The following is a 24036-nucleotide window of genomic DNA, read 5'->3' on the forward strand; positions in this document are numbered from 1 at the left end:
TGGCAGGCGCTGCCACTGGTGACAGTCGATGCGCCCTGATGCGAGGTCTGCTTGGTGGTCGCTGCCGGCTGATCGGCCTAATTGGGGCAAAAGGCATAGGGTGGGGGACTGTCCGCGTCGCTACGGTATCTTCGGGGTGCCAGCCGCGACTAGGAGGTGGGTATGACTGCCGAGATGGTCGCGCCGGCCTGGATGCATGAGCAGGTTACGGCCGAGCAGTACGCGACGTGGACGGAAGAACAGTGCGCGGGCATTGAGATCGTTGACGGGATGGTCCTTGTGAGCCCGAGCGCCTCAAAGCGACACAACCGCCTGGCCAGAATTCTGGCGAACGCCTTGGACGCTGCTGCGGGGCCGGACTGGAACGCTGACACCGATTTCGACGTCCGGCTTCAGGACGTACCGCTGAACAACCGTCGTCCGGATGTGACGGTCTACCGGGCCGATACCATCGACGTCACGCCGACCCGACCAGAGCATGTCCTTCTAGTCGTCGAGGTGGTCTCGCCTGGTTCGGAGACGACCGATCGGATCGTCAAGGCAAGCCAGTACGCGAGGTCCGGTATTCAGTTCTACTGGCGTGTAGAGCAGGCAGTCACTGGCGCTCCTATCGTCTACACGTACGTGCTCGACCCGGCAACGGGCCGCTACCGCGACGACGGGATCTTCACGGGCATCGTAAAGCTGACCGCGCCCTTTCCCATCGAGGTCGATCTCGGCGAGATGTGACCGGTCCGGGCCCGCCTGGCAACGGCGGCATTCTTCGGTCGTCGACGATCAGCCGAGGTCGTGCTCGTTAGGGCTTGTATTGAGCACCCAGGCAAGGGGCATCGTCGCGTGCACCGTGAAGTGATCGCCTGTCAGGCGATGCATTTCGACGGTCTGGGCCGGATCTTGGTCGACGATCCAGTATCGGGGGATGCCGGCAGCCGCGTACTCTTTGCGCTTGGTGATCAGGTCGGTGCCTTCTGCACCCGGCGACACGATCTCCACGACGAGCAGTACGTCCGCTACCGGCAGCCAGACGGCGTCGGACTGCGGCTTGCTCCACACGACCAGGTCGGGGATCCGGCCACCGACCGCACCGCCGCGACCAGGGATGCGGAGTCCAACCGCCTGGGCGATCCGCTCCGCTGGGACACCGGCGGTGGCGAGCCACACCGTGAGCCGGGTCGCGATGATCGCGTGCGCATACCGAGGCGGCGGCGAGATCGAGAGCGCTCCGTCAGGGCTGATCTCATATCGATGAGATTCGTCCGCAGCCATCATCGCGGTGAGGTCGTCGAGCGTCACGACGGTGGGCATGTGCCTGCCGACAGCCTCCGAACTCGTGACTGCAAGGTATGCCGTCCGGGGCTGCTTGACGCGCACGACCAGCCACTGCGTAGCCAGCTGACGGCGGTCGAGGGGTAGTCCTGGCCCTGCGTCGATCGGTAGTGACGTCGGGCCGCGCGGGGACCTGCCTGGCGGCGACCGTGCGGCTGCTGGCCGCACTGATCGAGCATGATCAACCAGGGTACGGAATCCGTCTGGTCCGGCCACCCCGGTACGCTCCGTGGAAGCGCCAGCCGGTCTCGATGTGATCGGCGGCGGCTGCCGATCGTTGACCACGGACTGGCGATTCCGTAGACCAGCCGCGAAGGCTCCGTCGTGACGGCCGTGAGTGCGGACCCTTCGCGGACCTGTTTTCCCTGCTTGACGCCTGTTCTGTAGTGGACGAAGGCGGCCCTGGGCGCATCCTGAAGCTCTCCGTTGACGGACCCTTCGCGGACCGGTGGCTCCGCCGCAGGTCAGAAGGGGTAGAATTCCGACCCAGTCGCAGCTCCCTCGGGAGCTGCCCTTCATTGAGGCTGCGCTGATGCCCCGCTTGCAGATCTGGCATCGCGTCGCAGCTCCCTCGGGAGCTGCCCTTCATTGAGGCGCTGCCGGCTCCCATGTACAGCTGATTGTCGGCGGACGTCGCAGCTCCCTCGGGAGCTGCCCTTCATTGAGGCGCGGCCTGGTGGGCGCGGATCTCCTCCGGGTCCCAGTCGCAGCTTCCTCGGGAGCTGCCCTTCATTGAGGTGACGATGAGGAGACGCGGATTCTCATCGCGTATGGTCGCAGCTCACACGGGAGCTGCCCTTCGTTGAAGTGCAGACAGGTGGGGGCGGGCACCTCGGGTACTGAGGTGCCCCCCACCGCCGTGGGCGTCGTGGGTTGGACTGTCAGTGGGGGAGGGCGCCGGTCTGTAGGGCGGTGGTGAAGGTGCCCCACTGGGCGGTGCTGAACGTCAGGGTGGGGCCGGTGCGGTCCTTGCTGTCGCGTACCTCGGCGCGGCCGGCGTGCCGGCGTGCCTCGACGCACTGACCGCCGTTGCCGCCGCTGCGGCTGGAGGTGAACCAGGGGGTGTCAGGCTTCATGCCAGGTGCTCCTCGATCGGGATCGACTGCTCGCGGACCTCTCGGAAAATCCGACGGTACTCGGCCAACTCCTCCGGCCGCTCCAGATAGCGGGAGCCGAGATGGGTTTCCACGTAAGCGATGTCGGGGTCGTCGGGGTCGGCGAAGTCGAGCAAGGTGAACGGGCTGACCATGGCGGCGTGGGCACCGGCGGACCACGGCAGGACGCGGATCTCCACCCGTACCCGTCGACCGACGCTGGCCAGGTGGGCGCGTTGCTCGGCCATCACCGCTGGGCCGCCGACCTCGCGGGCCAACGCGCCAGCTCCGAAGACCGCGACGATCCGGGCCGGCTCGGCCCGGTCGTAGTAGGAAATCTGCCGGTCCAGCCGCAGCGACACCAGGCGCTCGATCTGCCGCTCGGACGCCTGCCGGTCGGCGGCCCGGAACACCGCGCGCATGTAGTCCGGCGTCTGGAGTAGACCGTGGATCAGCTCCGCATCGTAAAGCTGGATCTCGGTGGCGGCGGCTTCGAGGCCGAGGTACAGGCGGAACCAGTCCGGTACGGCATCGCCGTGTGACTCCCACCAGCCCTGCTCGTCACACGCGGCGGCGAGCCGGGTCAGCGCGTCCGTCGTCTCCGCGTCTGCACCGTAGAACCAGCACAGACCTCGTACGGTGTTCATCTTGACTGGAAACTTGCCGTTCTCGATGCGCCACAACGTCGTACGCGAACAGACCTTGGCCCGCTCCACTTCCTGCTCGGTGCGGGCCGCCTCCTCACGCAGTCGGCGCAGTCGTCGCCCCAGTTGACGGCGCACCACAGTCGGTCCGGTGACCGGCATCGCTTCACCTTCCTCTCATCCGACACACCCACCACCCATGCCGATGTTTCAAAATGAAACACCGGGCCGGGTTTGCCGCCGAATTCGCACGTCAGAGCCGTGACAGATCGGCGTCCACGATCGAGTGTGCCGTACGTGGGCGGAAAATGTGGTCCGCCACCGTGGTGAATTCGACGCGGCTTCGCAGACAAAGTTGATCAACGGTGTCCGGCGGTCACCAGCCGACCGCTCATCCGCACCGCTCATTCGAGCCTGCCGGTGGGCTGACGTGACGCCCCTTGATCAGCTGAAGGCTGGTGCCGGGTGGCGGCGATACACCGACGTTCGGCTGATTGCCGATGCGATCACCGCTTCGCCACGATGGGTGCCGACTTCTCACGTTAGGCGGGTCGTTGGTCCATTCGCTCTCGCAGATGCCGACTGGTCAGGTGGTGTGGATCAGGCATCTCAGCGTGAGCGACTGGGAACAGCAAATATTGGCATCGGCGGATGCTCCGGCGGTCGTCGTGCAGCGTACCGCCGGGTCGCCGAGCCAGCAGGCGACGGTCGCCGCCGTCCTCGACGAGCTGGAGACGACCGCCGGCCAGCTGTTCCCCGCCTGGCTGCCCGGGGCCGAAGGGATCACGGCGTCGGCCGGTGCCGCGCCGGTCGCCGTACGGCGGCTCGCTGTCGCCCACGCCGCAGCCACCGCCCAGTCCGGCCCGTTCCTCGCCGACCTGGCGGCCGCGGCCCTGACCGGGTTGACCGCGCACACCCGGCGGCATCCGCCGGAAGTCCGAGCGCGTGGGCTGGCCCGGGTCATCGCGGCCAGCTTCGGCCGCCCGTCGTGCGCACTGGTGCTGCGCCCACCAAATCACCTCGACGAGGCGGCCACGCTGGCGCTGGCCCAGGCGGCACAGTGGCTGGTCGACCACGGCCGGCTGACCGTATAGATCGACAGCGACTCGCCGTACGGCATCGACAGCCGGCCGCGAGTGACGGAGTCGCCGCGAGCGACGGGTCCTCCGCCGGTGGTCCGGCCGCGCCGTGAGCCGCGCGGCAGCACCCGACGGTCGCCGAGTGTCGTCGGCAAGCCGCATCCGGCCAGCCGCGCCGAAGTGGCGCTCGAAGCCGCCCTGGCCCGCCGGTCCTGGGCCGCCGGCCGCGCCTGGAACCACACCGTCCGGCCCGGTCCGCTGGTCAACCCGTCCGGGTCGACCTGCTGTGGAAACGGGAGCGGTGCGTCGTCGAGATCGACGGAGACGACCACCGTACGGCGGCGAAGTTCACCGAGGACCGGCACCGCGACGTGATGCTCCAGCTCAACGGGTACGCCGTCCTCCGTTTCACCAACACCCAGGTGCTCGACGACATCGACAACGTGCTCGTGCTCCTGCAGCAGTTCCTCGCCACCCGTCGCCGTACCAGAAAAGGCATATGACATGTCGGACGAGAAGTTGACCTCGGTTGAGACGGCCGCTCTCTTCATTCTCCTCACCGAGGCCGGCGAAGCGCTGAACGTGAAGCTCGCCCAGGAGCATGGCTGCAAGCTGGAGAAGCGCTCGCGCGAGAAGCTGGAAAAATTGAGACTGATCCAGGTCGGGGGCACCCCTCGCCGGCTCGTCCTGCGGCTGACCGAGGCGGGTCGGGATCGTTGCCGCGCCGAATTCGCTGCCGGATCGCCGCCACCACGATCGGGGCCTATGGGTGGCGCGCTCTACGCACTCCTGCTGACGGTGGATCGTTTCCTCACCGCGCAGGGGCTCAGCCTCGGTGACTTCGTGACCGCCTCGAACGCGCCGGTCGCCGACGACCTGCCGGCCGTGCCCGCCGCGCCGGCGGCTGCCGAGCCGACAAGCGCCGAGCCTGCGTTGGACGAGCGGGCCGTCGAGGAACGCGTGCGGGCGGCGTACTGGAAAGTCGCGCCCCAGGCCGGCGACCTGGTCGACCTTGCCGACCTGCGCGACCTGGTCGACGACCTCGACCGGGCCGACGTCGACGCGGCGCTGCGCCGGCTGCACCGCCAACGCGGCGTCACGCTCGTCCCGGAAGCCAACCAGAAGAGTCTCGACCCACGGATCAAGGCCGCCGCCGTGGTCATCGGCGACCAGGCCAAGCACATGATCAGCATGGTGGCATCGTGACCGAGGCGGCGCTGAAAGCGCTCGCGCATCTGCAGTTCAACTACACGCCGGCGATGAGCGACGTCTGGCGGCCGGCGGCGTCCCACGTCGACGGGCTGCACACGGACGTGCTCCGGACCATCCTCGACGGACTGGCGCTGGCCAAGAAGAGCCCGGACACCAGCCCGATCGGTGTCGCCGTGCGGGGTCAACGCGGCGCGGGCAAGACCCACCTGCTCAGCCGGGTGCGTGAGCTGACCCAGCTCGACGGCGGCTACTTCTTCCTTATCAACCTGCTCGACGCCAGCGCGTTCTGGCGCAGCGCCGCCGTGTCGATGGTCGACGGCCTGCACCAGCCGGTGGACCACGACGGCACCACCCAGCTGCAGGCGTTCCTGCACCGACTCGCCGACGGCCTCGAACTGTCCGTGGTGACCCGGATGGCGGTGACCGGTCGGGCCCCGATGACCGTGGACCGGCTCAACGAGTTCGTCGCCGCCCTGACCTGGTCGCACCGCCGGATCGGGATCGGCTGCCGGGACACCGCCCGCGCGTTGACACTGCTCGCCGGCCTCGACCCGAGAGCCCAGGACGTCGCCAACTCGTACCTGCTCGGCAGCGAGGAGGCGGAGCCCGGTGAACGCCTCGCCTTGGGCATCCGGCCGGCTCGGCGGCTGCCGCAGGAGATCGTCTCCGACGTGTCGCGGCTGCTGGCGCTGACCGGGCCGTCGGTCATCGCCGTCGACCAGGTCGACGGCCTGATCGCGCAGGTCGCCAACCGCAGCCACGTCTCCGGGTCGCCCGGCACCGGGGCAGAGGAGGACGGCTGGCGGGCGGCGGTCTCGATCGACCAGGTCGCCAGCGGCCTGATGGAGCTGCGGGAGCTGACCTGCCGGACCCTGACCGTGCTGTCGCTGCTGCCCGTATCGTGGGCGTTGATCAAGAGCAACGCGGTCGACACCGCCCAGGACCGGTTCCGGGAAACCGCCCCGCTCGAATCGATCCCGGACGCCGACGTCGGCCGCACCCTGGTCGAACGCCGGCTCGCGGCACACTACGCCGACGTCGGGTTCGTGCCGCCGTACCCGAGCTGGCCGGTGCGGCCCGAAGCGTTCGCCGACGCCCCGGACTTCACCCCACGGCAACTGCTCATCAACGTCGAGAAACACATTCGCGCGTGCGTCCGCGACGGCCGGGTCACCGAGATGACCACGCTCACCACGCTCACCACGCTCACCACGCTCACCACGCTCACCACGCTCACCACGCTCACCACCCCCAGCTCGGCCGCCGCCGAACAGCCGACCGCAGTGCCGCCGACCGCGAAACCGAAACGAACGCCGACGACACCGACCACGCCAGCGACGTCGGCCGGTGACGGCTCGTCGCTGGGCAGGCTCGATCAGCGGTACGCCGAACTGCGCGCGAACGCGCAGGTAGCCGGAGTGCTCGACCGGGCCAATGAGGACACCCAGGTGCCGCAGCTGCTCGCCGCCGGCCTGCGCGCGTGGACCTGGGAAAGCGCGGACACCGACTTCGAGCAGGACACCATCCCGGCCCGCCGGCCGGTGCTGCACGCCCGGCTGCGGCGCACCCTCGACGACACGACCGGCGACGAGGTCCACTGGGCGTTTCGTGCGATCGCCGCGCAGCACTACAACGGCGAGTTGTCCCGGCTGCGCAACGCCTGCGTCGCCGCCGGCCTGGCGCACGGGGTGGCCAACCGGCGACTGTTCATCCTGCGCAACGACGAGTGGCCGCGAACACCAGGCGTACGCAAGGCGGTGGACGATTTCGTCGCCGCCGGTGGGCGGACCCTGCCAGTCACCGACGACGACCTGCGCAGCCTGGTCGCGTTGCGGACACTCCTCGCCGAGGAACCGGACGGACTGCAGGCGTGGCTGGCCGACCGACGTCCCGCCTCGCGTACCGCGTTGTTGTCGACCGCGCTCGCCGACGCCGCCCGCGAACCGGCCGCCCCCGACGGACCCGGTCGCGAGTCGGCCGCTGTCGACGGACCCGGTCCGTACCTGCGGGTCGGTGTCGACTTCGACCACGGCGACCCGGTACGGCTGGAGTTGGCAGCGCTGCGCAAGCACGTCGCGGTCTACGCCGGCTCCGGATCCGGCAAGACCGTCCTGATCCGGCGACTGGTCGAAGAGTGCGCACTGCTCGGCGTATCCGCGATCGTCCTGGACCCCAACAACGACCTCGCCCGGCTCGGCGACCCGTGGCCGCAGCCGCCAGCGGCGTGGGGTGACGGCGACGCGCAGGCCGCCGCCGACTACCTTGACGCGACCGACGTCGTGGTGTGGACGCCGGGCAGGGAGGGTGGCCGACCCGCAGGGCTTCGTGAATCAGCTCCAGCTGGCCCTCTTCGCCTGGATCAAACGGAATCCGGCCGGTGACCGGCCGCTGGGTGGGCTGCTGGTGATGGACGAGGCGCAGACCCTCGCGCCGTCCGGGCCGATCACGCCCTGCACCCGCAGCACGCTGATGCTCGCCTCCCAGGCCCGCAAGTACGGCCTCGGCCTGGTATTCGCCACCCAGGCGCCGAAGGGCCTGCACAGTCAGATCCCCGGCAACGCGGCGACGCAGTTCTTCGGGCTGCTCAACGCGCCGGTGCACATCGAAGCGGCGCGTGAGATGGCCCGCTTCAAAGGCGGCGACGTGCCGGACATCTCCCAGCTGACCAGCGGACAGTTCTACGTCGCGGTCGAAGGACAGCCGTTCCGCAAGACCCGTACGCCGCTCTGCCTCAGCCACCACCCGGCCAGCCCGCTGACCGCCGAGGACGTCCTCACCCGCGCCCAGCACTCTTCATCGCCAGTGCACCGAGCAGCGTCGTTGGCATGACGTTGGTAGCGGAGGCGCAGGAAGGGGTGCAGCGAACTGCTCAGAGGTTGGGCGCATTGCGCGACCAAGCCTTAATGAAGGGCACCCCCACCTGCGTCTACAGTCTGGCCGACTCCACGGCGATCGGCAACCCGACCCGCAACTGCCAGGCTGTGTCTGGTGGCGTCACGCCACCTGGGGTGTCGTCACCTGCCGAGCCCGACAAGGTGGCCGATGGCGATCAGCGCGGAGATCAGCGCCGAGACCGGGCTACGACGAGGCCGAGTGTCGTTGTCGCTCGGGTTCTTCGGCTCCTCCTGGTAGGTGGACCCGGTGGCAGGAGCGGTGCTCTGGATCAGAACGTCTCCCACAGTGGACCGGTTGATGGTGATCAGGGGCTGCTGACGCACAGGCGGTACCTCAACTTTCGACGTTGGACTGTACGATTGCGACCGTACCACAGCATCGACGTCTAGGGTACGGGGTCGGGTCGGGCGCTTTGCGCCACCAAGTACATTCAAAATTGCTAGGCCCCCTCGGCAGGCGCAGCATCATCCGTGGAGCCGTACGCTACGACGTCACCGAAGGTGACGCTATGAAGGGATTCTCTAGGTGCGTTCGTTGGATCTTGATGTGTTGCTGGCCGCCGGTTCGCCCGGCGGGTCGAGCTGTCTGACGTCGACGACCACGTTGGAGCCGGCCGGTGGCCGGCACACCTCGGTCGCGCCGGCCAAGTTCGCCCCGGAGCGCGGGAAGGGGTCCGTGTACGCGTACGAGCAGCGCTTCCTCGGCGACGAGAGCCGCTACGCCGCGATCATCGACTCCAAGCAGTCCCAGCTCAACCGGGCAGAGCAGACCCTCGCTCAGGCCATCGAGGACGGACACCCGCTGCTGTCGCGGGTGCCGCACGTGCAGGTCACCTACGAGCGGGACGGCACGGTCGAACGCTACTACGACCTGACGCTGCCGCACCGGGTCTTCGACGGTCACATTCGCGCCGGCACGATCGACGGGGTGCCGACGACGCAGACGCCCGAGTACCGGGCGGTGCGAGACGCGAGCCCGGCCAACGCACGGGCGCTGCTGGAGACCAGCCCGGTGACCCTGGTCTTCGGCGGCTGGGATTCGAGCCGACGTAGCCGGCAGGGCCGGTGGCGCAGTGCCCTGGTCGGCGAGATCGTCGGCTTCGTCGCCGCGAGCCGTGACGGGACCGGTGCCTTGACGGAGCCCAGGCCCGGCCGGCGGGGCGGGGCGCGGGTCGACCCGGTCGGCATGCAGATCAACCTCGACAAGAAGACGATGACCGAGACGGCGAACCGGCAGCAGGCCGAGTTGAGCCCAGTCACGCATAGCAAGATCCTCAAGGCAGCTGGTGCGATCAAGGCCGGTACCAGGGAATCGGCGTCCGCGCTCGGCCTCGGCGGCATCCCGCCGACCCTGGACCAACTGGCCGGCGTCGCCTGCGACACCATCATCCGTACGCACGTGTTGTCGTTCGCGACACTGCGGCAGATGCGCTTCGGGGCCGGCGTCGACGGCGACGCCGCCTGCCGGGCGCTACTGGCCGCGTTGGCGCTCAACGCCCTTGCCCGCTCCGACGCCGAGTTGTGCCTGCGGGCCAACTGCGACCTGGTCGAGGCCGAGCAGCCGAAGGTCCGGCTCGACCAGCGTGGCGGATCGTTCGCCGACGTCGAGCCGCTGAGCATCGACGCCGCCGACCTGCTGCTCGGCGAGGCCCTCGCACACGCCGAAAAGGTCGCCGACGTCACCTGGTCGGGTCTGGCGATGCGGGTCGACGGCAACCCGGACATCGTCTCCGGCGCGCTCGAAACGGGTGACGACCAGTGAGCTTTGCGATCGTCGCAGAGCCGGTCCTCGGCGTCTACAAGGGGCACGTCGGCAGCGGCGAGCTCGACCCGCTGCCGTCGCCGGCCCGGCTGCACGCCGCCCTGCTCTGCGCGGCCGCCCAAGGAGTGAGGGCGGTCCCCGACGGTGACGGGCTGCAGCCCTGCGACACCGACCGGGAGGCGCTGCGCTGGCTGGAGGCCAACCCGCCGGACGGCATCGCCGTGCCGCAGACGCTCCCCAACGGCGGCGGGGCGGCGACGGCGTACCGGCAGGAGGGTCTGATCGTCAAGGAAGGCCGCGGCCCGCTGGCGGAGAAGCTGGTCGGCAAGCCGGCGGTGACCGGTGTCGCGGTCACCGGACGGTACGCGTGGACGTGGGAGCAGCCGCCGCCGGAGCCGGTAGCCGCCGCACTGGCCGCGCTCTGCCCCGAGGTGCCCTACCTCGGCACGACCGAGTCACCGGTGCGGCTCGTCGTCGCCGACGCCGAGCCGACGCACCGCCTCGACCCCGACGCCGACCTGTTCACCGGCGACGGCCTCGACCTGGCGGTCGCCGTCGCCGGCAGGTCGGACGCCCTCGAAGCGGCGCACCGGGAGGCGACCGCCGTGCCGCCGGTGAAATCCGACGCGCACCGCTCCAGCGAGAAGACGGTAGCGCCGCCGACCGTGACCGCCGGCGTCGAACTCGGCCGCTACACCCGCACGGAGAAGTCGCCTCCGCTGACGCCGTGGACGTCGGTGCTGCTGTTCGGCATGGACCAGCCGGTCCCGGCGCAGCTGCGGGTGCGGTACGCGGTCGCCGTACACCGGGCCCTGGTCTCGCTCGTCGGCGACGGTGCGCCCGCGATCCTCACCGGCGCGTACGGCGAGAACGTGCCGCAGCCGGCGAACCGGTGCGCCATCCAGTTCGTCGGCCCGGACGCGCCGCACGTCGGCGGCACGGCGCTGGCGTTGCTGCTGCCCCGCGACGCCGACGACATCGACCTGACGCTGATCCGGATGGCCGCGCACCACCTGCGGCTCGTCAAGGTCGCCGCTGGCCCGTTCACGGTCAAGCCGCCGGTCGAAGTAGCGGCCGACGAGTTCTGGCCGGAGCCGGCCGCCGGCACCCAGCGCTGGTGGCAGACCGACCCGGTCGCGGTACCCGACAGCCGGCCGCCGCGCGCCCGCGTCCGCGACTGGTCGCTCGCTGACGCCGCCGCGTTGTCGGTCGCCCTGGTCTGGCGCGACGAGTTCGAGTCGGTGCCGGACCGGGGCGAGGCCCGCTACCAGGCGCTCGCGGCGGCGGCGACCGCGCGCAGGGTCCGGGTCGAATCAGCGGTACGGGTGATGGACGGCGACGTCAGCCGGTACGTCCACAAGGTCCACGAGGGTACGACCATCCAGCCGTACCGGGCGGTGCTCAACCTTGGCAACCTGACCGGCCCTCGGACGATCGCCGCGATCGGGCAGAGCCGGCACCTCGGCGGCGGCCTGCTGGTGCCCCGGGACCTGCCGGAAGCCATCGCCCGGCGGCTGGCCCGGTGAGCGTCGACCGCGCCGACTTCGGCGCCTTCTTCGCCGCCGTCCGTGGCGGGCAGCAGCCGTTCCGCTGGCAGGAACGGCTGCTCGACCACCTGCTGACCACCGGCCGCTGGCCGGACCAGCTGGTCGCGCCGACCGGGGCCGGTAAGACCAGCGTCATCGACGTACAGGTGTTTGCGGTGGCGCTGATGGCCGCCGGCCACCCGGTACGGGTGCCGCGCCGGCTCGCTCTCGTCGTCGACCGCCGGGCCCTCGTCGACGACCAGCACGCACACGCGACGGCGACCGCCGACCTGTTGGCGACGGCCCGGGGCGGCCGGACCGTGCTGGCCCGGGTCGCCGCCGCGCTCGACTCACTGCGCACCGGGCAGGCGGAACCGACCGCGAGCCCGCTGACGGTGGCGCTGCTGCGCGGCGGCGCGCCGCCGTCGCGGTCCTGGCTGGACGAGCCGACCGGTGCGGCGGTGCTCTGCGCCACCCCCGACATGTGGGGGTCGCGGCTGCTGCTCGCCGGCTACGGCTCGCGGGCACAGGCCCGGCCGCGCGAAGCCGGGCTGCTCGCCTACGACACGGTCGCCGTCGTCGACGAGGCGCACCTGTCCCGGCAGCTGGTGACGACGGCCCGGCGGGTCGCCGAGCTGGCCGCCGTCGCCGATGAGCCGCTCGGCGTACCGGTGCTGCAGGTCGTCGAGACCACCGCCACACCGCACGCCGACGCCGGGGTGGCGGTCGGTGTCGAAGCCGACGACCTGGCCGTGGACGCGCCGCTGCGGCAGCGGCTGACCGCGCCGAAGCCGGTGACCCTTGCGCCGGTCCCGACGTGGCCGATCCCGCGCAGCGGCCCGGCCGTCAAGGCGGGCGTCGCGGCGCTGGCCGACGAGGCGGCCCGGCTGCATGCGGCGTACGGCGCGACGGTCGGCTGTTTCGTCAACAGTGTCGCGGTCGCCGCCGCTGTCGACGCCGAACTACGTGCGCGTGATCTGAAAGTCGAGTTGATCTGTGGGCGGCTGCGGCCGTACGACGTGGACCGGCTGCGGCCGCCCGCGTCGACGCTGCTTACGCTCGGTGGTGATCCGACGGTCGATGTCCTGGTCAGCACGCAGAGTCTCGAAGTTGGGGTCGATCTTGACCTGGCGGCCGCCGTGACCGAGCTGGCACCCGGCGGGGCGCTCGCCCAGCGGGCCGGCCGGGTCAACCGGCTCGGCCTCCGTTCAGCTACGCAGGTCAGCGTGCTGGTGCCGGCCGGCGAGCTGCCCGACCCGGCCCAGTCCGGGCCGTACCAGCGGGACGACCTGGCGGCGGCCCTCACCTGGCTGGCCGGGCGGGCAGTCGACCCGGCGGGCCTCGCCCCGTGGGCGCTGCGCGACCCCCGGCCACCCGCCCCGGAGCTGCGGCGCGACCTGCTTCAACGGCTGGAGCTGGCGCAGGCGTGGCACCTGGCGCGGACCAGCGACGACCTCGCCGCCGCCGCACAGGACGACCTCGACCTGTGGCTCTCCGACGACCTCGACGCAGCCGACCACGAGTTCGGCATCGTCGTACGGCGGGCGCTGCCGGCCGACGCCGCCGACGCCGTACGGCTGATCGAAGCCCTGCCGCCCCGCCCGTACGAGGTCTTCCCGGTGTCGATCCGGAAGGCGACGGAGATCAGTAAGCGGATCGATGACATCGCGACGGCAGCTGTCAGGGCCCGCCTGGACCCGCCGCCCACGCCGATTCTGGTCCGGCCCGGAGAGTCCGCGCCGCGCCCGCTGACCGTCGATGACAGGATTCGTCCAGGCGACATACTCGTCCTCGACGACACCACTGCGCTGTTCACCTCCAAGGTTGTCGACCCGGCCGGCACCGAACAGGTCGACGACGTGCTCGACGTCATCGGCGAGCCGAAACCCGGCCAGGTCGTACTCCGGATCGAACGCGACACGGCCGCGCGCTGCCGGTTCCTCGACGCCGTCGCCGCCACCGTCGTGGACCAGGACGACCCGGAGAGCCAGGGTGCCGTGGAACTCGATCCGGAGGAGGTCGCCCAGCTGCTGCGGGTGCACCGCGACGAGCTGACGCCGCGCCCGATGGTGGTCGCGGCGGCCGCCCTGCTCGACCGGCCGGAGAGCGAACGGGCCGGGGCCGAGGTCATCCCACACTGGCAGGAATCCGACGACGGCAAGCCGCAACTCGCCCGGTTGATCGTCGTCGACCTGCGAAAGGCAACCGATGACGACGAGTTGCGCCAGACGTGGACCCCACGCCGTCGCAGGGTATCGCTTCGCCAGCATGCCGAGGCGGTAGCGGACCGGGCCGAAACGGTCGGCGACCGGCTCGGCTTGGCCGCCGAGCTGCTGCAGGCGCTGCGACTGGCCGGCCTGCATCATGACGATGGCAAGATCGATAAGCGCTTTCAACAGTCGCTGTGCGACGGAGATCCGCCGCCTGATCCACTGGCCAAGAGTGCGGTCCGGGATGCGAGGACGATCCGCCGGCTGCGGCAGAAATCCGGCCTGCCGACCGGTTGGCGCCACGAGCAGCTATCCGTGGTCCGGGCCTGGTCCACGCTGCCCACCGAGGACTCCTTTGAGGATGACACCAGCCGGGAGCTGATCGCTCGACTGGTCGGCACCAGCCACGGACACGGTCGGCACGGCTTCCCGCACACCGCTGGGCAGCTCGTCGGCGACACCGACGCTACCGCCGTCGACCTGTTCGACGAGGGCCGGTGGGACGAACTGATCGAACGCACCCACCGCCGGTGGGGGGTGTGGGGCTGCGCCTACCTGGAAGCGCTGCTCCGCGCCGCCGACGGGCAGGTCTCCGCGGAGGGATCATGACCGACTTCGTACTGCCACACGCCGACCCGTACACGATGTTGTCGCACATGGCGCTGTACGGGCTCGCCGCCATCGTCGAAGACGCCGGCCTTGACGACGTCCGACTCTCCTGGACACCCGGCATGAACTCCCGCCCGGTGCTCAGCGCCCCGCAGGCCGACCCGGAGACGATCGGCGAGATCGTCCGCCGGCACGCCGCCCGGCACGACGACCCGGACGCCTGGCCCAGCCGGCAGTTGCGCGACGGCGAGCAGCGAGCGCTCATGAGCCCCCGGATCAGCGTCATCACCACCGGCGACGGCTGGCGCGACCTGCAGCACCGCCGGCATCAGGTGCTCGACCAGCTCACCGACGCACGGGCGCTGCTCGACCTGCGGCTGATCGCCGCACTCGGCGAACCGGCCTACTGGAGCCACAACGGCAAAGGCGACCGGCTCCAGGACGACGGCGCCAGCCGGCTGGAGATGCAGCCCCGCAACCAGGGCTCCGAGTTCGTTGGCAACCGGCTGCGGCCACTCGCGGCAGCGGTCGCCGCCCGTACCGCCGAAGAGGTCGCCGACGGGCTGACCGGCCGCCGGGTCCGCGACGAGATCGCCAAAGACAAACCCGACAGCCGTACGCCGACCGGCTTCGCCGCCCCCGGCCCGACCGACAACGCCCTCGCCTGGTGTGCGCTCTGGGGCATCTCGCAGTTCGCGATCGCCCAGCGGGTCGACGCCACCGCCACCACCACCGGCCACGTCGGTCGGGCCACCGGCGGTTGGTTCTGCGTACCCGTGTGGACCGGGCGGTGGCGCACGGCCCGGCACCGGACGGTCCTCGCCAGCGGGCAGTTGACCCGGTTCGCGGCCGCCGGACTGTCGTCGAAGGCGCTCGGTAAGCCGCCGGACAGTAAACCGGTCGACGGCGAGCCCGCCCGAGGGTGGTTGGCCGCCCGGGGCGTCACCGCCGTCATCCGCTTCCCGGTGCAGCGGTTCGGCAGCGACAGCGCCCCCGAACGCCGAGCCATGCGCGGCGAGCTGCTCAAGACCGACAAGCCACTCGTCGTGAGACGCTGACGATGACGACGCCGGAACTGCTTCCGATCAGCCTGGTGGCGCACCAGGCCTTCTGCCCACGCCGGGCCTGGCTGGAAGCAGCCGGCGAGTCGACCGACACCCACCAGGTGCAGGTCGGCGTCCAGGCCCACACCCCGGCCGACGACCCGACCGGGTCGCGGTCCCGGCGCTACCGGGCTGTCGACGTGGTCAGCCACGACCTCGGCGTGTACGGGCGCTGCGACACCGTCGAACTCGACGACGACGCCGCGATGACCGTCGTCGAACACAAGGCCACCCCGGTGCGCCGCCGGCCGGACGTCACCGAACCGATGCGGATCCAGGTGGCGTTGCTCGCTGGGGCGTTGGCGGACATGGGCTACCCGGTGGCCGGGCAGGCGGTCTACTTCACCAACCACCGGGTCCGGGTTGACATCACCCTGTCGCCGGGGGATGTCGCCGCCGCCCGGGAGATGGTGGCGGCAACCGTGCGTACGCTCGACGCCGAGCAGGCCCCGCCGCCGCTGGAGAACGACCGGCGCTGCTCCCGCTGCTCGCACATCAGCGTCTGCCTGCCCGACGAACGCCCGCTCGCGCCGGTGACCCGCCGGATCGTCGTCGCCGACCCGGACACCCAGGTGCTGCATCTGACCACGCCAGGGTCGCGGGCGTACGTCGAGCGTGGCCGGATCGAGGTCAGCAAGAGCGGCGAAAAGCTCGGGTCGTTTCCGATCGAACGGGTGCAGGGCCTGGTGGTCCACGGCAACGTCGACCTGTCCAGCGGCCTGATCCGGGAGATCCTGTGGCGCAGCCTGTCCGTGGTGTGGTGCACCAGCACCGGCCGGGTCACCGGCTGGGCCCGGCCGGCTCAGGGACCCAACGGCGGACCGCGACTGGTGCAGCACGTCGCCTCCCACAACGGGCGCATCGACCTGGCCCGCCAGTTCGTCACCGCGAAGATCGCCAACCAGGCGACGTTGCTGCGCCGCCACGGCAACGCCCCGAAAACTGTGGCCCGGCTGCGTGAGCTGCAACGCGATGCTCTCGACGCACCGTCGCTGACGGACCTGTTCGGCATCGAAGGTGAGGCCGCCGCCGGCTACTTCGCCCAATTCTTGACCATGTTCCGGCCGAAGGTCGTCGACGCCGAACAGCTGACGTTCTCCGTACGGACCCGACGCCCGGCCCGCGATCCGATCAACGCCGCGTTGAACCTCTGCTACGGCCTGCTGACCGCCGACGTGCTCCGGGCGGTCGTCGCCTGCGGGCTCGACCCGCACGCCGGGTTCCTGCACAGCTCCGGCCGCAACAAGCCGGCGTTGGCTCTCGACCTGGTCGAGGAGTTCCGGGCAGCCGTCGCCGACTCGGTCGTCATCACCGCATTCAACAACGGCGAGCTGCGCGCCCGCGACTTCACCACGGTGCTCGGCACCACCCGGATCGGCGCGAACGGACGGAAGGCGCTCATCGCCGGTTACGAACGCCGAGTAACCGGCACCTTCCGCCACCCGACCTTCGGCTACGAGGTGACCTGGCGACGCGCGATGGAGATCCAGGCGCGCCTGGTGCTCGGCGTGATCGACGGGACGCAGCCGCGCTACGAGGGGATCAAGACCAGATGAGCCTCGACGACGTACGGCGCTACATCGTCGCCTACGACGTCTCCGACGACGTACGCCGTACGCGGGTGGCGAAGAAGCTCGAATCGTACGGCGATCGCGTCCAGTACAGCGTGTTCGTCGTGGATGCCCGTCCGGCGAAGATCCTGCGGCTACGGGCCGCGCTGACCGACATGATCAACCAGGGTACGGATTCCATCCTGTTCTGCGACCTGGGTACGCTGCGGGAGCGCGCCAGCCGGTCCCTCGACGTGATCGGCCAGGGTCGACCGATCACCGGCCACGGCCCCGCGATTCTCTAGCCCCGCCGTCCGCCCTACCGCTGCCCGCCGCGAAGGGTCCGTCGTGACGGCCGTGAGCGCGGACCCTTCGCGGAGCTGTTTTTCCTGCTCAGATGCCATTCTATAGTGGACAAAAGTGGCTGTTGGGGCGTCGCGAGGCTCTCCGTCGACGGACCCTTCGCGAACCCCTCGCTCCACCGCAGGTCGGGAGGGGTAAGATTCGGACCCAGTCGCAGCTCTCTCGGGAGCTGCCCTTCATTGAGGCTGGGAGTAGGCAGCGTCAGAGAACAGCGGTTCGCCGGTCGCAGCTCTCTCGGGAGCTGCCCTTCATTGAGGCAGGTAGCGGCGTTCCGGCACCGGTGTGCCGATCTCGACGTCGCAGCTCTCTCGGGAGCTGCCCTTCATTGAGGCGTGATCAAGGTCGCGCGGATGGACAACCCGTCGCTGGTCGCAGCTCTCTCGGGAGCTGCCCTTCATTGAGGCTCAACCTCGGCGCCGCCCCAGTCGGTGTTGTTAAGGTCGCAGCTCTCTCGGGAGCTGCCCTTCATTGAGGCGGAATGGAGGACTCGACCGCGCCGACGGCTGTCGCCGGTCGCAGCTCTCTCGGGAGCTGCCCTTCATTGAGGCAGGGCTTGATCAACGGCATCACGAACATGTTCGGCAAGGGTCGCAGCTCTCTCGGGAGCTGCCCTTCATTGAGGCTCGACGCCGTCCAGGCCGACGGCCCACCGGTGCGAGTCGCAGCTCTCTCGGGAGCTGCCCTTCATTGAGGCGTTCCACTGGATCGCACCTCCCACACCACGCGAACGAGTCGCAGCTCTCTCGGGAGCTGCCCTTCATTGAGGCTTCATGCGGGATCCTCGGGCTCACTTCATGCTCACGTCGCAGCTCTCTCGGGAGCTGCCCTTCATTGAGGCCTCGGGGTCAGCCGCCGGCCTACCGGCTCGCCGTACTCCGAGTCGCAGCTCTCTCGGGAGCTGCCCTTCATTGAGGCTTGAAGAGTCGGGGCCTGTCCGGGGCCAGCGTACAGGTCGCAGCTCTCTCGGGAGCTGCCCTTCATTGAGGCCTGTTCGGCCGCCGCATCTACACCGCCGGCGCCAACAACAGTCGCAGCTCTCTCGGGAGCTGCCCTTCATTGAGGCAGTGTAGCGCCACGTCCAGCGCGGTGACGAGTTCCCGAGTCGCAGCTCTCTCGGGAGCTGCCCTTCATTGAGGCGCGCTCGACAAGGACGTCGAGTTCCCGGCGGACACGTCGTCGCAGCTCTCTCGGGAGCTGCCCTTCATTGAGGCGCCGCCGTGTTGGGCGACGGCTACCGGTTCGATGGTCGCAGCTCTCTCGGGAGCTGCCCTTCATTGAGGCATTCCGACCGCCAAGGCGGCGGATGCGAGTCCTACCGCTAGGTCGCAGCTCTCTCGGGAGCTGCCCTTCATTGAGGCCAAAAGGTGGTTGGTTAGAAGGGGTTGACCCAAGGAATGTCGCAGCTCTCTCGGGAGCTGCCCTTCATTGAGGCGGCGTGTCGGTGGCCCGGTGCCAGGCGGCGAGCGTCGCAGCTCTCTCGGGAGCTGCCCTTCATCGAGGCTGCTCGGCCGTGAAGTACCGGTTGTGACCCAGGGTCGCAGCTCTCTCGGGAGCTGCCCTTCATTGAGGCCGGCTGTGGGGACGCGAACCAGCGTCGTCGACCAGGTCGCAGCTCTCTCGGGAGCTGCCCTTCATTGAGGCTTCTCGGCTCCGAACACGCGGGGCCCCTTCGTCTCGGGTCGCAGCTCTCTCGGGAGCTGCCCTTCATTGAGGCGTCGACCGGTGCGCCGACCTCGCGCGGTCGCTGCGCGTCGTCGCAGCTCTCTCGGGAGCTGCCCTTCATTGGTGCGGCGGGGCGGTGGTGGCTGCCTCGGGTACCGAGGCGGCCACCACCGCCGTGGGTGAGGTTAGTGCGGGAGCGCGCCGGTTTGCAGGGCGGTGGTGAAGATGCCCCACTGCGTGGCGGTGAAGGTGAGGGTGGGGCCGGTGCGGTCCTTGCTGTCGCGTACCTCGGCGCGGCCGGCGTGCCGGCGGGCCTCGACGCACTGACCGCCGTTGCCGGCGCTGCGGCTGGAGGTGAACCAGGGGGTGTCGGGCTTCATCGTAGGTACTCCTCGATCGGGATCGACTGGTCGCGGATCAGCCGGAAAACTCGACGGTACTCCGCCAACTCCTCCGGACGCTCCATGTAGCGAGCGCCCATATGGGACTCGACGTAGACCACGTCCGGGTCGTCGGGGTCGGCGAAGTCCAGCACGGTGAAAGCGCCTGCGAACGCGGCGTGTGCACCAGCGGCCCCGGGCAGGACGCGCACTTCAACCCGTACCCGTCGACCGACGTTGGCGAGGTGGGCGCGTTGCTCGGCCATCACCGTCGGGCCGCCGACCTCGCGAGTCATTGCACCCTCTCCGAAGATCGCGACGATCCTCGCCGGCTCGGCCCGGTCGTAGTAGGAGATCTGCCGGTCGAGCCGCAGCGACACCAGCCGTTCGATCTGCTGCTCGGGCACCCTCGGGTCGGCGGCCCGGAACACCGCCCGCATGTAGTCCGGCGTCTGCAACAGACCGTGGATCAGCTCCGGATCGTAAAGCTGGATTTCGGTGGCGGCGGCTTCGAGGCCGATGTACAAGCGGAACCAGTCCGGTACGGCGTCGCCGTGCGACTCCCACCAGCCCTGCTCGTCACACGCGGCGGCGAGCCGGGTCAGTGCGTCCGTCGTTTCCGGATCGGCACCGTAGAACCAACACAGGCCCCGTACGGTGTTCATCTTGACCGGAAACTTGCCGTTCTCGATGCGCCACAACGTCGTACGGGAACAGACCTTGGCCCGCTCCACCTCCTGCTCGGTGCGGGCCGCCTCCTCTCGCAGTCGGCGCAGTCGTCGCCCCAGCTGACGGCGCACCACAGTTGGTCCGGTGACTGGCATCGCTTCACCTTCCTTTCGTCCGACACACTCACCACCCGCGCCAATGTTTCAAAATGAAACACCGGGCTGGGTCGGTCGCCGGATCGCCACGTCACAGTGGAGACAGACCGGCGTACGCCATCGATTCTGCCTTATCGGGAGGGGAAACGCGGGCCGTGACAATGGTGAATTCGACGGAGGTTGTGATGGGATGGATGAGCCAGACGAGCTGCCGTATGCTGCGGCAGGTCGAGTGTGGCAGGCTGCGGCCAGGAGGGCACACGTAGGCTGCGTTCAGCGGTGGAAGGTAGGGCGAACGGAAGGCTGCAGGATGGATCTTCACGAGGGCGTGCCAGCCGACTGCCTGTTCTGCCGGCGCGAGGACGAGCAGCTCAACCGCATCTCGCACGAGAATGCGACCTGCTTTGCCCGGCTGGACAACTTCCCGGCGGCGGAGGGGCACACGGAGATCGTGCCGAAGCGCCACATCGAGTCGTTCTTCGACCTCACCCCGCAGGAGTTGCGGGACACGTACGAATTGATCTTGACGGTGCGCACCGATTTGACCGGGAGGCTGCGGCCGGATGGGTTCACGATCGGGGTCAACGAAGGTCGCGCGGCCGGGCGCAGCGTCGACCATCTGCACATCCATGTGATTCCGCGCTGGTTCGGTGACGTCGAGGACCCGGCCGGCGGCATCCGACAGATTCTGCCGAACTGCGATCCGCAGACCTGGGCGGCCGCGACGGCCCAAGCACTCGGCCGGTCCGGTCCGCTGCTGCGCTGAGTGGCGCGCGTGCGCCGGACCGGATCAGCGTCGTGCCGGACCACGCTGAGGCAGCCGGCGAACTCGCCCTCGCGGTTCGATCTGCTGCGGCAAGAGCCCGCCATGCCGGCGGCGCGACCGGTCACACCGACGGTCGTTTATCCCTGGGAGCATCATTGACTGCCACATTTTCCTCACCGCCGCCGACGCCATCCGCGACCACGTTGCCCGTCAGTCACACGGCCTCGTACTGGACACCACGTTTCTGCCGGCAGTCGCCGTGCTGCGGGCAGTCGTACACCATCTGGGAGCGCGCCGATGACCTCGCCCGCCAGCTACTCCGATGAACCGACCCGGGTCGCCGCGCTCGTCGGCGCATTCCTTTCCGGCCAGTCCGGCGCGGTCCTCGGCGACAGCCACGGCCCGCACGCCACCCTCACCGCCGGGGCGGACACCCGCGACGACTGCGCGATCTACGACCTCGACGGGCCGGTCACCCTCGTCGTCGGTTCCGACTACGTACGCGGCCCGAAGTTCGCCCTCTACGAACACGGCCTGCTCACCAACGTCGACATCGGCTACTACCCGGTCGCCGCCAACGTCAGCGACATCGCGGCGATGGGTGCCGCGCCGATCGGCGTACTGACCGTCGTGCGCTACCCCAACGACCTCGACGACACCGGATTCCTCGACGTCATGGCCGGCATCCACCAGGCCTGCACCGACTTCGGCACCCTCAACGTCGGCGGCGACATCGGCAACGCCGAACGCATCGTGCTCTCCGCGTCCGCGATCGGCATCTGCCGTACGGGCACCGCCCTGACCCGCCGTGGCGCGCGACCCGGCGACCACCTCTGCGTCACCGGCCCCTGTGGGGTCCTCGGCGCCGCCGTCGCCTACTTCCCGAAGCGCGCCGTCAACGGGTGGGCGCTGCCCGACAGCGTCGAAGCCGACCTGCTCGACAGTTGGCGGCGGCCCCGCGCCCGGGTCGCCGAAGGCCGGCTGCTCTCCACCGGCGGCTACGCCACCGCCTGCCAGGACACCTCGGACGGCCTGCGGGCCACGATCGAGCAGCTCGCCGCCGCCAGCGGGGTCGGCTTCACCGTCACCGCCGACGACATCGCCGTCCACCCCGCCGTCAGCGCCGTCGCCAAACTGACCGGCACCGACGACCTCACCCTCGCGATGAGCGCGTCAGCCGACTTCCAGCTCGCCTTCACGGTGCCCGACGACCGGCTCGACGCCTGCCGGGACGCCTTCGACCGCAACGGTCTCACCTTCGACGTCATCGGCCGCGCCACCCCACCCGAGGACGGTGTCAGCCTGCTTACCCGCGACGGCAGCAGGACTGCCCTGCCCGGCGTCGCCTGGAAACATCAGAGCACCGACATCAGCACGCTCGTCACCGGCGGCGGCGCCCCGGGCGCCCCGGCGCGGTGACCGCCGTGCCCGCCGTGACCGCCGGCTGGTCCGGCACCGCCCAGGTACGCCGCTCCTACGCCGCCCTGGTCGAGCACTACACGGCGATGACGGCCGACTATGGCCGGTTCCCCGGCCTGCGACAGGAGCTGACAGCCTTCCTTGCCGCGCTCGGGCCAGGGCCGGTGCTCGACCTCGGCTGCGGAGCCGGTCGCGACGCCAACCTGGTCGCCGGCACCGGCCGGACCGTCGTCCTCGCCGACGTCACCCCGGAGCTGCTGTGCGCGACCACCGTACGGATCGCCATCGACGCTGCCGTCTGCTGCGACGCGCTCGCCCTCCCGCTGCGATCCGCGACCTTTGCCGGTGTCATCGCCAGCGGGGTCCTGCTGCACCTGCCCCGGCAGCACACGGTCACCGCGCTCGACAACATCCGGCGGGTTCTGCTGCCCGGCGGCAAGGCGCTGATCAGCATGAAACACGGAGGTCGTGACGGGTGGCGCAGCACCGACGACTTCCCGGCCCCACGCTGGTTCACCTACTACGAGCCGGAGGATTTCGCCGCGCTGTGTCGCAAGGTGGGGCTGCGGGTCGCGCAGTTGGACGTCAGCAGCCGCAAGGACTGGTTCACCGCAACGGCCGAACGGCCCGAGCTGTAGGTTCCGCTGTGGATTACCGCAGCGAACGATCGGTGCCTGCCCTCAGCAGGGGCCAGAGTGGATGGGCGGTACCATCCACACCGTACGTCGACAGGCCGCTTATGGGACAGGTCTCACATCGCGAAAGCTCGGACAGGTAGGGACATAGACAGCTTCCGTCATTAATTGATCGACTGGTATTCTTATCTCCCAGATCGGCCAATGGAGGAGTCGATGAAGCTTCGCTTTCTGTCCACATCGAGCAACGCTGGATCTTGTCCGACGCTCTACGAGACCGATACCGGGGACATCGTCGTCCAAGGCTATGAGTTGACCGACCCGGAGGCGCTTTCCCAGCTCCGTGACGTGCTGCCGGGTGAGAATTTTGTCGTAGTGCCGCGTTCGCTCATGTCCTGGTTCGAGGGCCAGAGTAGCGAATGACGGTGATCGTCGACGACCCTGATGCTTTCCGGAAACTCTTTCTGGGCTTCGAGCATGTCGCCTTCAAGTTCGAGGTGCGAAGATCCTACGGGGTGCAGGCCGAGGATCTTCCATTCCAGGAATTTCTGGCCGGCCGGGACCCGGGCATCGAATGGCTCCGGGACTGGCTGGACTTGATGGCGTCGCAGACCTCGACCGGGAAGCGGGTGGAGCGCGTCCGAGTCGTCGATGATCCACCGAGCGACTTCCTCCGTTTCGAAATTTCTATCACCCCGTACAACCTGGCTGTGGGCGAGGACATTCGATACATCGATCGCGACGTGGCCAACGCGTTGGACCTCCCGCACCATGACTTCTGGCTTTTCGACTCGCGCAAACTCGCGGTCCTGCACTTCGGCGACGACGACACGTTCCTCGGCTTCGAGGCGGTCGACGGGATCGACGACATACTCCAGCACTGCTACTGGCGCGACGTGGCATGGACCCGCGCGACCAGGTTCGCCGACTACCGGTCGTAATGACGCGATTCGCGGTGCCCATCTGCGAGTCCCGGTC

At 69.5% G+C, this 24036-nt stretch carries 23 protein-coding genes and 1 CRISPR repeat array; of the genes, 17 read left to right on the forward strand and 6 right to left on the reverse strand.

What is annotated here, in order from left to right:
• Positions 1-162 precede the first annotated feature (162 nt).
• Positions 163-729 carry a Uma2 family endonuclease gene (locus O7608_RS18185; protein ID WP_289205722.1) on the forward strand — a complete coding sequence of 189 codons (567 nt, stop codon included), beginning with the start codon at positions 163-165 and terminating at the stop codon, positions 727-729.
• A 48-nt stretch (positions 730-777) separates the two neighbouring features.
• Here the strand turns inward: O7608_RS18185 and O7608_RS18190 are convergent, their stop codons facing one another.
• The 3 genes from O7608_RS18190 to O7608_RS18200 all read right to left on the reverse strand — a co-directional run bounded on the left by O7608_RS18190 (position 778) and on the right by O7608_RS18200 (position 3226).
• Entirely contained in the window at positions 778-1293 is a 516-nt protein-coding gene (locus O7608_RS18190; protein WP_289205723.1) for a Uma2 family endonuclease, read from the reverse strand.
• Positions 1294-2207: 914 nt separating this feature from the next.
• A complete protein-coding gene (locus O7608_RS18195; protein WP_289205724.1) occupies positions 2208-2402 on the reverse strand; it encodes a DUF397 domain-containing protein in 195 nt (64 codons plus the stop codon).
• On the reverse strand, positions 2399-3226 hold the full coding sequence (locus O7608_RS18200) for a DUF5753 domain-containing protein (RefSeq protein WP_289205725.1): 828 nt from the start codon (positions 3224-3226) through the stop codon (positions 2399-2401). Before O7608_RS18200 ends, O7608_RS18195 begins: the two co-directional genes overlap by 4 nt.
• Positions 3227-3639: 413 nt before the next feature.
• Between O7608_RS18200 and O7608_RS18205 the strand changes: the two genes are divergently transcribed.
• From O7608_RS18205 to O7608_RS32005, 5 genes are all read left to right on the forward strand, one after another.
• Positions 3640-4158, forward strand: a complete 519-nt coding sequence (locus O7608_RS18205; protein WP_289205726.1) for a hypothetical protein — start codon at positions 3640-3642, stop codon at positions 4156-4158.
• A gap of 269 nt (positions 4159-4427) precedes the next feature.
• Positions 4428-4646 carry an endonuclease domain-containing protein gene (locus O7608_RS18210; protein WP_289210943.1) on the forward strand — a complete coding sequence of 73 codons (219 nt, stop codon included), beginning with the start codon at positions 4428-4430 and terminating at the stop codon, positions 4644-4646.
• A gap of 1 nt (position 4647) precedes the next feature.
• On the forward strand, positions 4648-5349 hold the full coding sequence (locus O7608_RS18215; protein WP_289205727.1) for a hypothetical protein: 702 nt from the start codon (positions 4648-4650) through the stop codon (positions 5347-5349).
• Positions 5346-7736, forward strand: a complete 2391-nt coding sequence (locus O7608_RS18220) for a helicase HerA domain-containing protein (protein ID WP_353850447.1) — start codon at positions 5346-5348, stop codon at positions 7734-7736. The genes O7608_RS18215 and O7608_RS18220 overlap by 4 nt, the downstream gene beginning before the upstream one ends.
• Positions 7681-8184 (forward strand): ATP-binding protein, encoded by a 504-nt coding sequence (locus O7608_RS32005; protein ID WP_353850448.1) that lies wholly within the window; start codon positions 7681-7683, stop codon positions 8182-8184. The genes O7608_RS18220 and O7608_RS32005 overlap by 56 nt, the downstream gene beginning before the upstream one ends.
• Positions 8185-8369: 185 nt before the next feature.
• On the opposite strand, the gene O7608_RS18225 is transcribed toward O7608_RS32005, so the two are convergent.
• Positions 8370-8573, reverse strand: a complete 204-nt coding sequence (locus O7608_RS18225; protein ID WP_289205728.1) for a hypothetical protein — start codon at positions 8571-8573, stop codon at positions 8370-8372.
• A gap of 202 nt (positions 8574-8775) precedes the next feature.
• On the opposite strand from O7608_RS18225, the gene cas7g reads away from it, so the two are divergent.
• Genes cas7g through cas2 form a run of 6 tightly spaced genes read left to right on the forward strand, consistent with a single transcriptional unit; the run spans position 8776 to position 17314 of the window.
• Entirely contained in the window at positions 8776-10011 is a 1236-nt protein-coding gene (cas7g, locus tag O7608_RS18230) for a type I-G CRISPR-associated RAMP protein Csb1/Cas7g (protein WP_289205729.1), read from the forward strand.
• A complete protein-coding gene (gene csb2 / locus O7608_RS18235) occupies positions 10008-11537 on the forward strand; it encodes a type I-G CRISPR-associated protein Csb2 (protein ID WP_289205730.1) in 1530 nt (509 codons plus the stop codon). The genes cas7g and csb2 overlap by 4 nt, the downstream gene beginning before the upstream one ends.
• Positions 11534-14356, forward strand: a complete 2823-nt coding sequence (gene cas3g / locus O7608_RS18240; RefSeq protein ID WP_289205731.1) for a type I-G CRISPR-associated helicase/endonuclease Cas3g — start codon at positions 11534-11536, stop codon at positions 14354-14356. The genes csb2 and cas3g overlap by 4 nt, the downstream gene beginning before the upstream one ends.
• A complete protein-coding gene (locus tag O7608_RS18245) occupies positions 14353-15414 on the forward strand; it encodes a hypothetical protein (protein WP_289205732.1) in 1062 nt (353 codons plus the stop codon). Before cas3g ends, O7608_RS18245 begins: the two co-directional genes overlap by 4 nt.
• Positions 15415-15416: 2 nt before the next feature.
• A complete protein-coding gene (cas1, locus tag O7608_RS18250; RefSeq protein ID WP_289205733.1) occupies positions 15417-17015 on the forward strand; it encodes a CRISPR-associated endonuclease Cas1 in 1599 nt (532 codons plus the stop codon).
• Positions 17012-17314, forward strand: a complete 303-nt coding sequence (gene cas2, locus O7608_RS18255) for a CRISPR-associated endonuclease Cas2 (protein ID WP_278169783.1) — start codon at positions 17012-17014, stop codon at positions 17312-17314. The genes cas1 and cas2 overlap by 4 nt, the downstream gene beginning before the upstream one ends.
• Positions 17315-17522: 208 nt before the next feature.
• Positions 17523-19161: direct repeats of the CRISPR family, unit length 36 nt; unit sequence GTCGCAGCTCTCTCGGGAGCTGCCCTTCATTGAGGC.
• Between the two features lie 58 nt (positions 19162-19219).
• On the opposite strand, the gene O7608_RS18260 is transcribed toward cas2, so the two are convergent.
• Together O7608_RS18260 and O7608_RS18265 are read right to left on the reverse strand one after the other, a co-directional pair.
• The gene (locus O7608_RS18260; protein ID WP_289205734.1) at positions 19220-19414 is read right to left on the reverse strand and encodes a DUF397 domain-containing protein; all 195 of its coding nucleotides are present in this window, start codon (positions 19412-19414) and stop codon (positions 19220-19222) included.
• Entirely contained in the window at positions 19411-20238 is an 828-nt protein-coding gene (locus O7608_RS18265; protein WP_289205735.1) for a DUF5753 domain-containing protein, read from the reverse strand. The genes O7608_RS18260 and O7608_RS18265 overlap by 4 nt, the downstream gene beginning before the upstream one ends.
• Before the next feature lie 190 nt (positions 20239-20428).
• Between O7608_RS18265 and O7608_RS18270 the strand changes: the two genes are divergently transcribed.
• The 5 genes from O7608_RS18270 (at position 20429) to O7608_RS18290 (ending at position 23999) form a co-directional block, all read left to right on the forward strand.
• Positions 20429-21004: an HIT family protein gene (locus O7608_RS18270; RefSeq protein WP_289205736.1), complete on the forward strand. Its 576-nt coding sequence runs from the start codon at positions 20429-20431 to the stop codon at positions 21002-21004.
• 297 nt (positions 21005-21301) lie between these two features.
• The gene (gene thiL, locus O7608_RS18275) at positions 21302-22423 is read left to right on the forward strand and encodes a thiamine-phosphate kinase (RefSeq protein WP_289205737.1); all 1122 of its coding nucleotides are present in this window, start codon (positions 21302-21304) and stop codon (positions 22421-22423) included.
• Between the two features lie 5 nt (positions 22424-22428).
• Entirely contained in the window at positions 22429-23061 is a 633-nt protein-coding gene (locus tag O7608_RS18280) for a class I SAM-dependent methyltransferase (protein ID WP_289205738.1), read from the forward strand.
• 213 nt (positions 23062-23274) lie between these two features.
• Positions 23275-23481, forward strand: a complete 207-nt coding sequence (locus O7608_RS18285) for a hypothetical protein (protein WP_282226833.1) — start codon at positions 23275-23277, stop codon at positions 23479-23481.
• A gap of 2 nt (positions 23482-23483) precedes the next feature.
• Entirely contained in the window at positions 23484-23999 is a 516-nt protein-coding gene (locus O7608_RS18290; RefSeq protein WP_289205739.1) for a DUF6879 family protein, read from the forward strand.
• The last annotated feature ends 37 nt before the right edge of the window (positions 24000-24036 follow it).

This window comes from Solwaraspora sp. WMMA2056 (assembly GCF_030345095.1).
Lineage (GTDB): Bacteria > Actinomycetota > Actinomycetes > Mycobacteriales > Micromonosporaceae > Micromonospora_E.

What these genes read in the sequence shown, in the direction of transcription:
- O7608_RS18200 (WP_289205725.1), bottom strand. Translation starts at nt 3,226, where the DNA reads ATGCCGGTCACCGGACCGACTGTGGTGCGCCGTCAACTGGGGCGACGA.
- thiL (WP_289205737.1), top strand. Translation starts at nt 21,302, where the DNA reads ATGACCTCGCCCGCCAGCTACTCCGATGAACCGACCCGGGTCGCCGCG.
- O7608_RS18215 (WP_289205727.1), top strand. Translation starts at nt 4,648, where the DNA reads ATGTCGGACGAGAAGTTGACCTCGGTTGAGACGGCCGCTCTCTTCATT.
- O7608_RS18270 (WP_289205736.1), top strand. Translation starts at nt 20,429, where the DNA reads ATGGATGAGCCAGACGAGCTGCCGTATGCTGCGGCAGGTCGAGTGTGG.
- O7608_RS18285 (WP_282226833.1), top strand. Translation starts at nt 23,275, where the DNA reads ATGAAGCTTCGCTTTCTGTCCACATCGAGCAACGCTGGATCTTGTCCG.
- O7608_RS18260 (WP_289205734.1), bottom strand. Translation starts at nt 19,414, where the DNA reads ATGAAGCCCGACACCCCCTGGTTCACCTCCAGCCGCAGCGCCGGCAAC.
- O7608_RS18245 (WP_289205732.1), top strand. Translation starts at nt 14,353, where the DNA reads ATGACCGACTTCGTACTGCCACACGCCGACCCGTACACGATGTTGTCG.
- O7608_RS18205 (WP_289205726.1), top strand. Translation starts at nt 3,640, where the DNA reads ATGCCGACTGGTCAGGTGGTGTGGATCAGGCATCTCAGCGTGAGCGAC.
- O7608_RS18265 (WP_289205735.1), bottom strand. Translation starts at nt 20,238, where the DNA reads ATGCCAGTCACCGGACCAACTGTGGTGCGCCGTCAGCTGGGGCGACGA.
- O7608_RS18195 (WP_289205724.1), bottom strand. Translation starts at nt 2,402, where the DNA reads ATGAAGCCTGACACCCCCTGGTTCACCTCCAGCCGCAGCGGCGGCAAC.
- cas2 (WP_278169783.1), top strand. Translation starts at nt 17,012, where the DNA reads ATGAGCCTCGACGACGTACGGCGCTACATCGTCGCCTACGACGTCTCC.
- cas1 (WP_289205733.1), top strand. Translation starts at nt 15,417, where the DNA reads ATGACGACGCCGGAACTGCTTCCGATCAGCCTGGTGGCGCACCAGGCC.
- O7608_RS18185 (WP_289205722.1), top strand. Translation starts at nt 163, where the DNA reads ATGACTGCCGAGATGGTCGCGCCGGCCTGGATGCATGAGCAGGTTACG.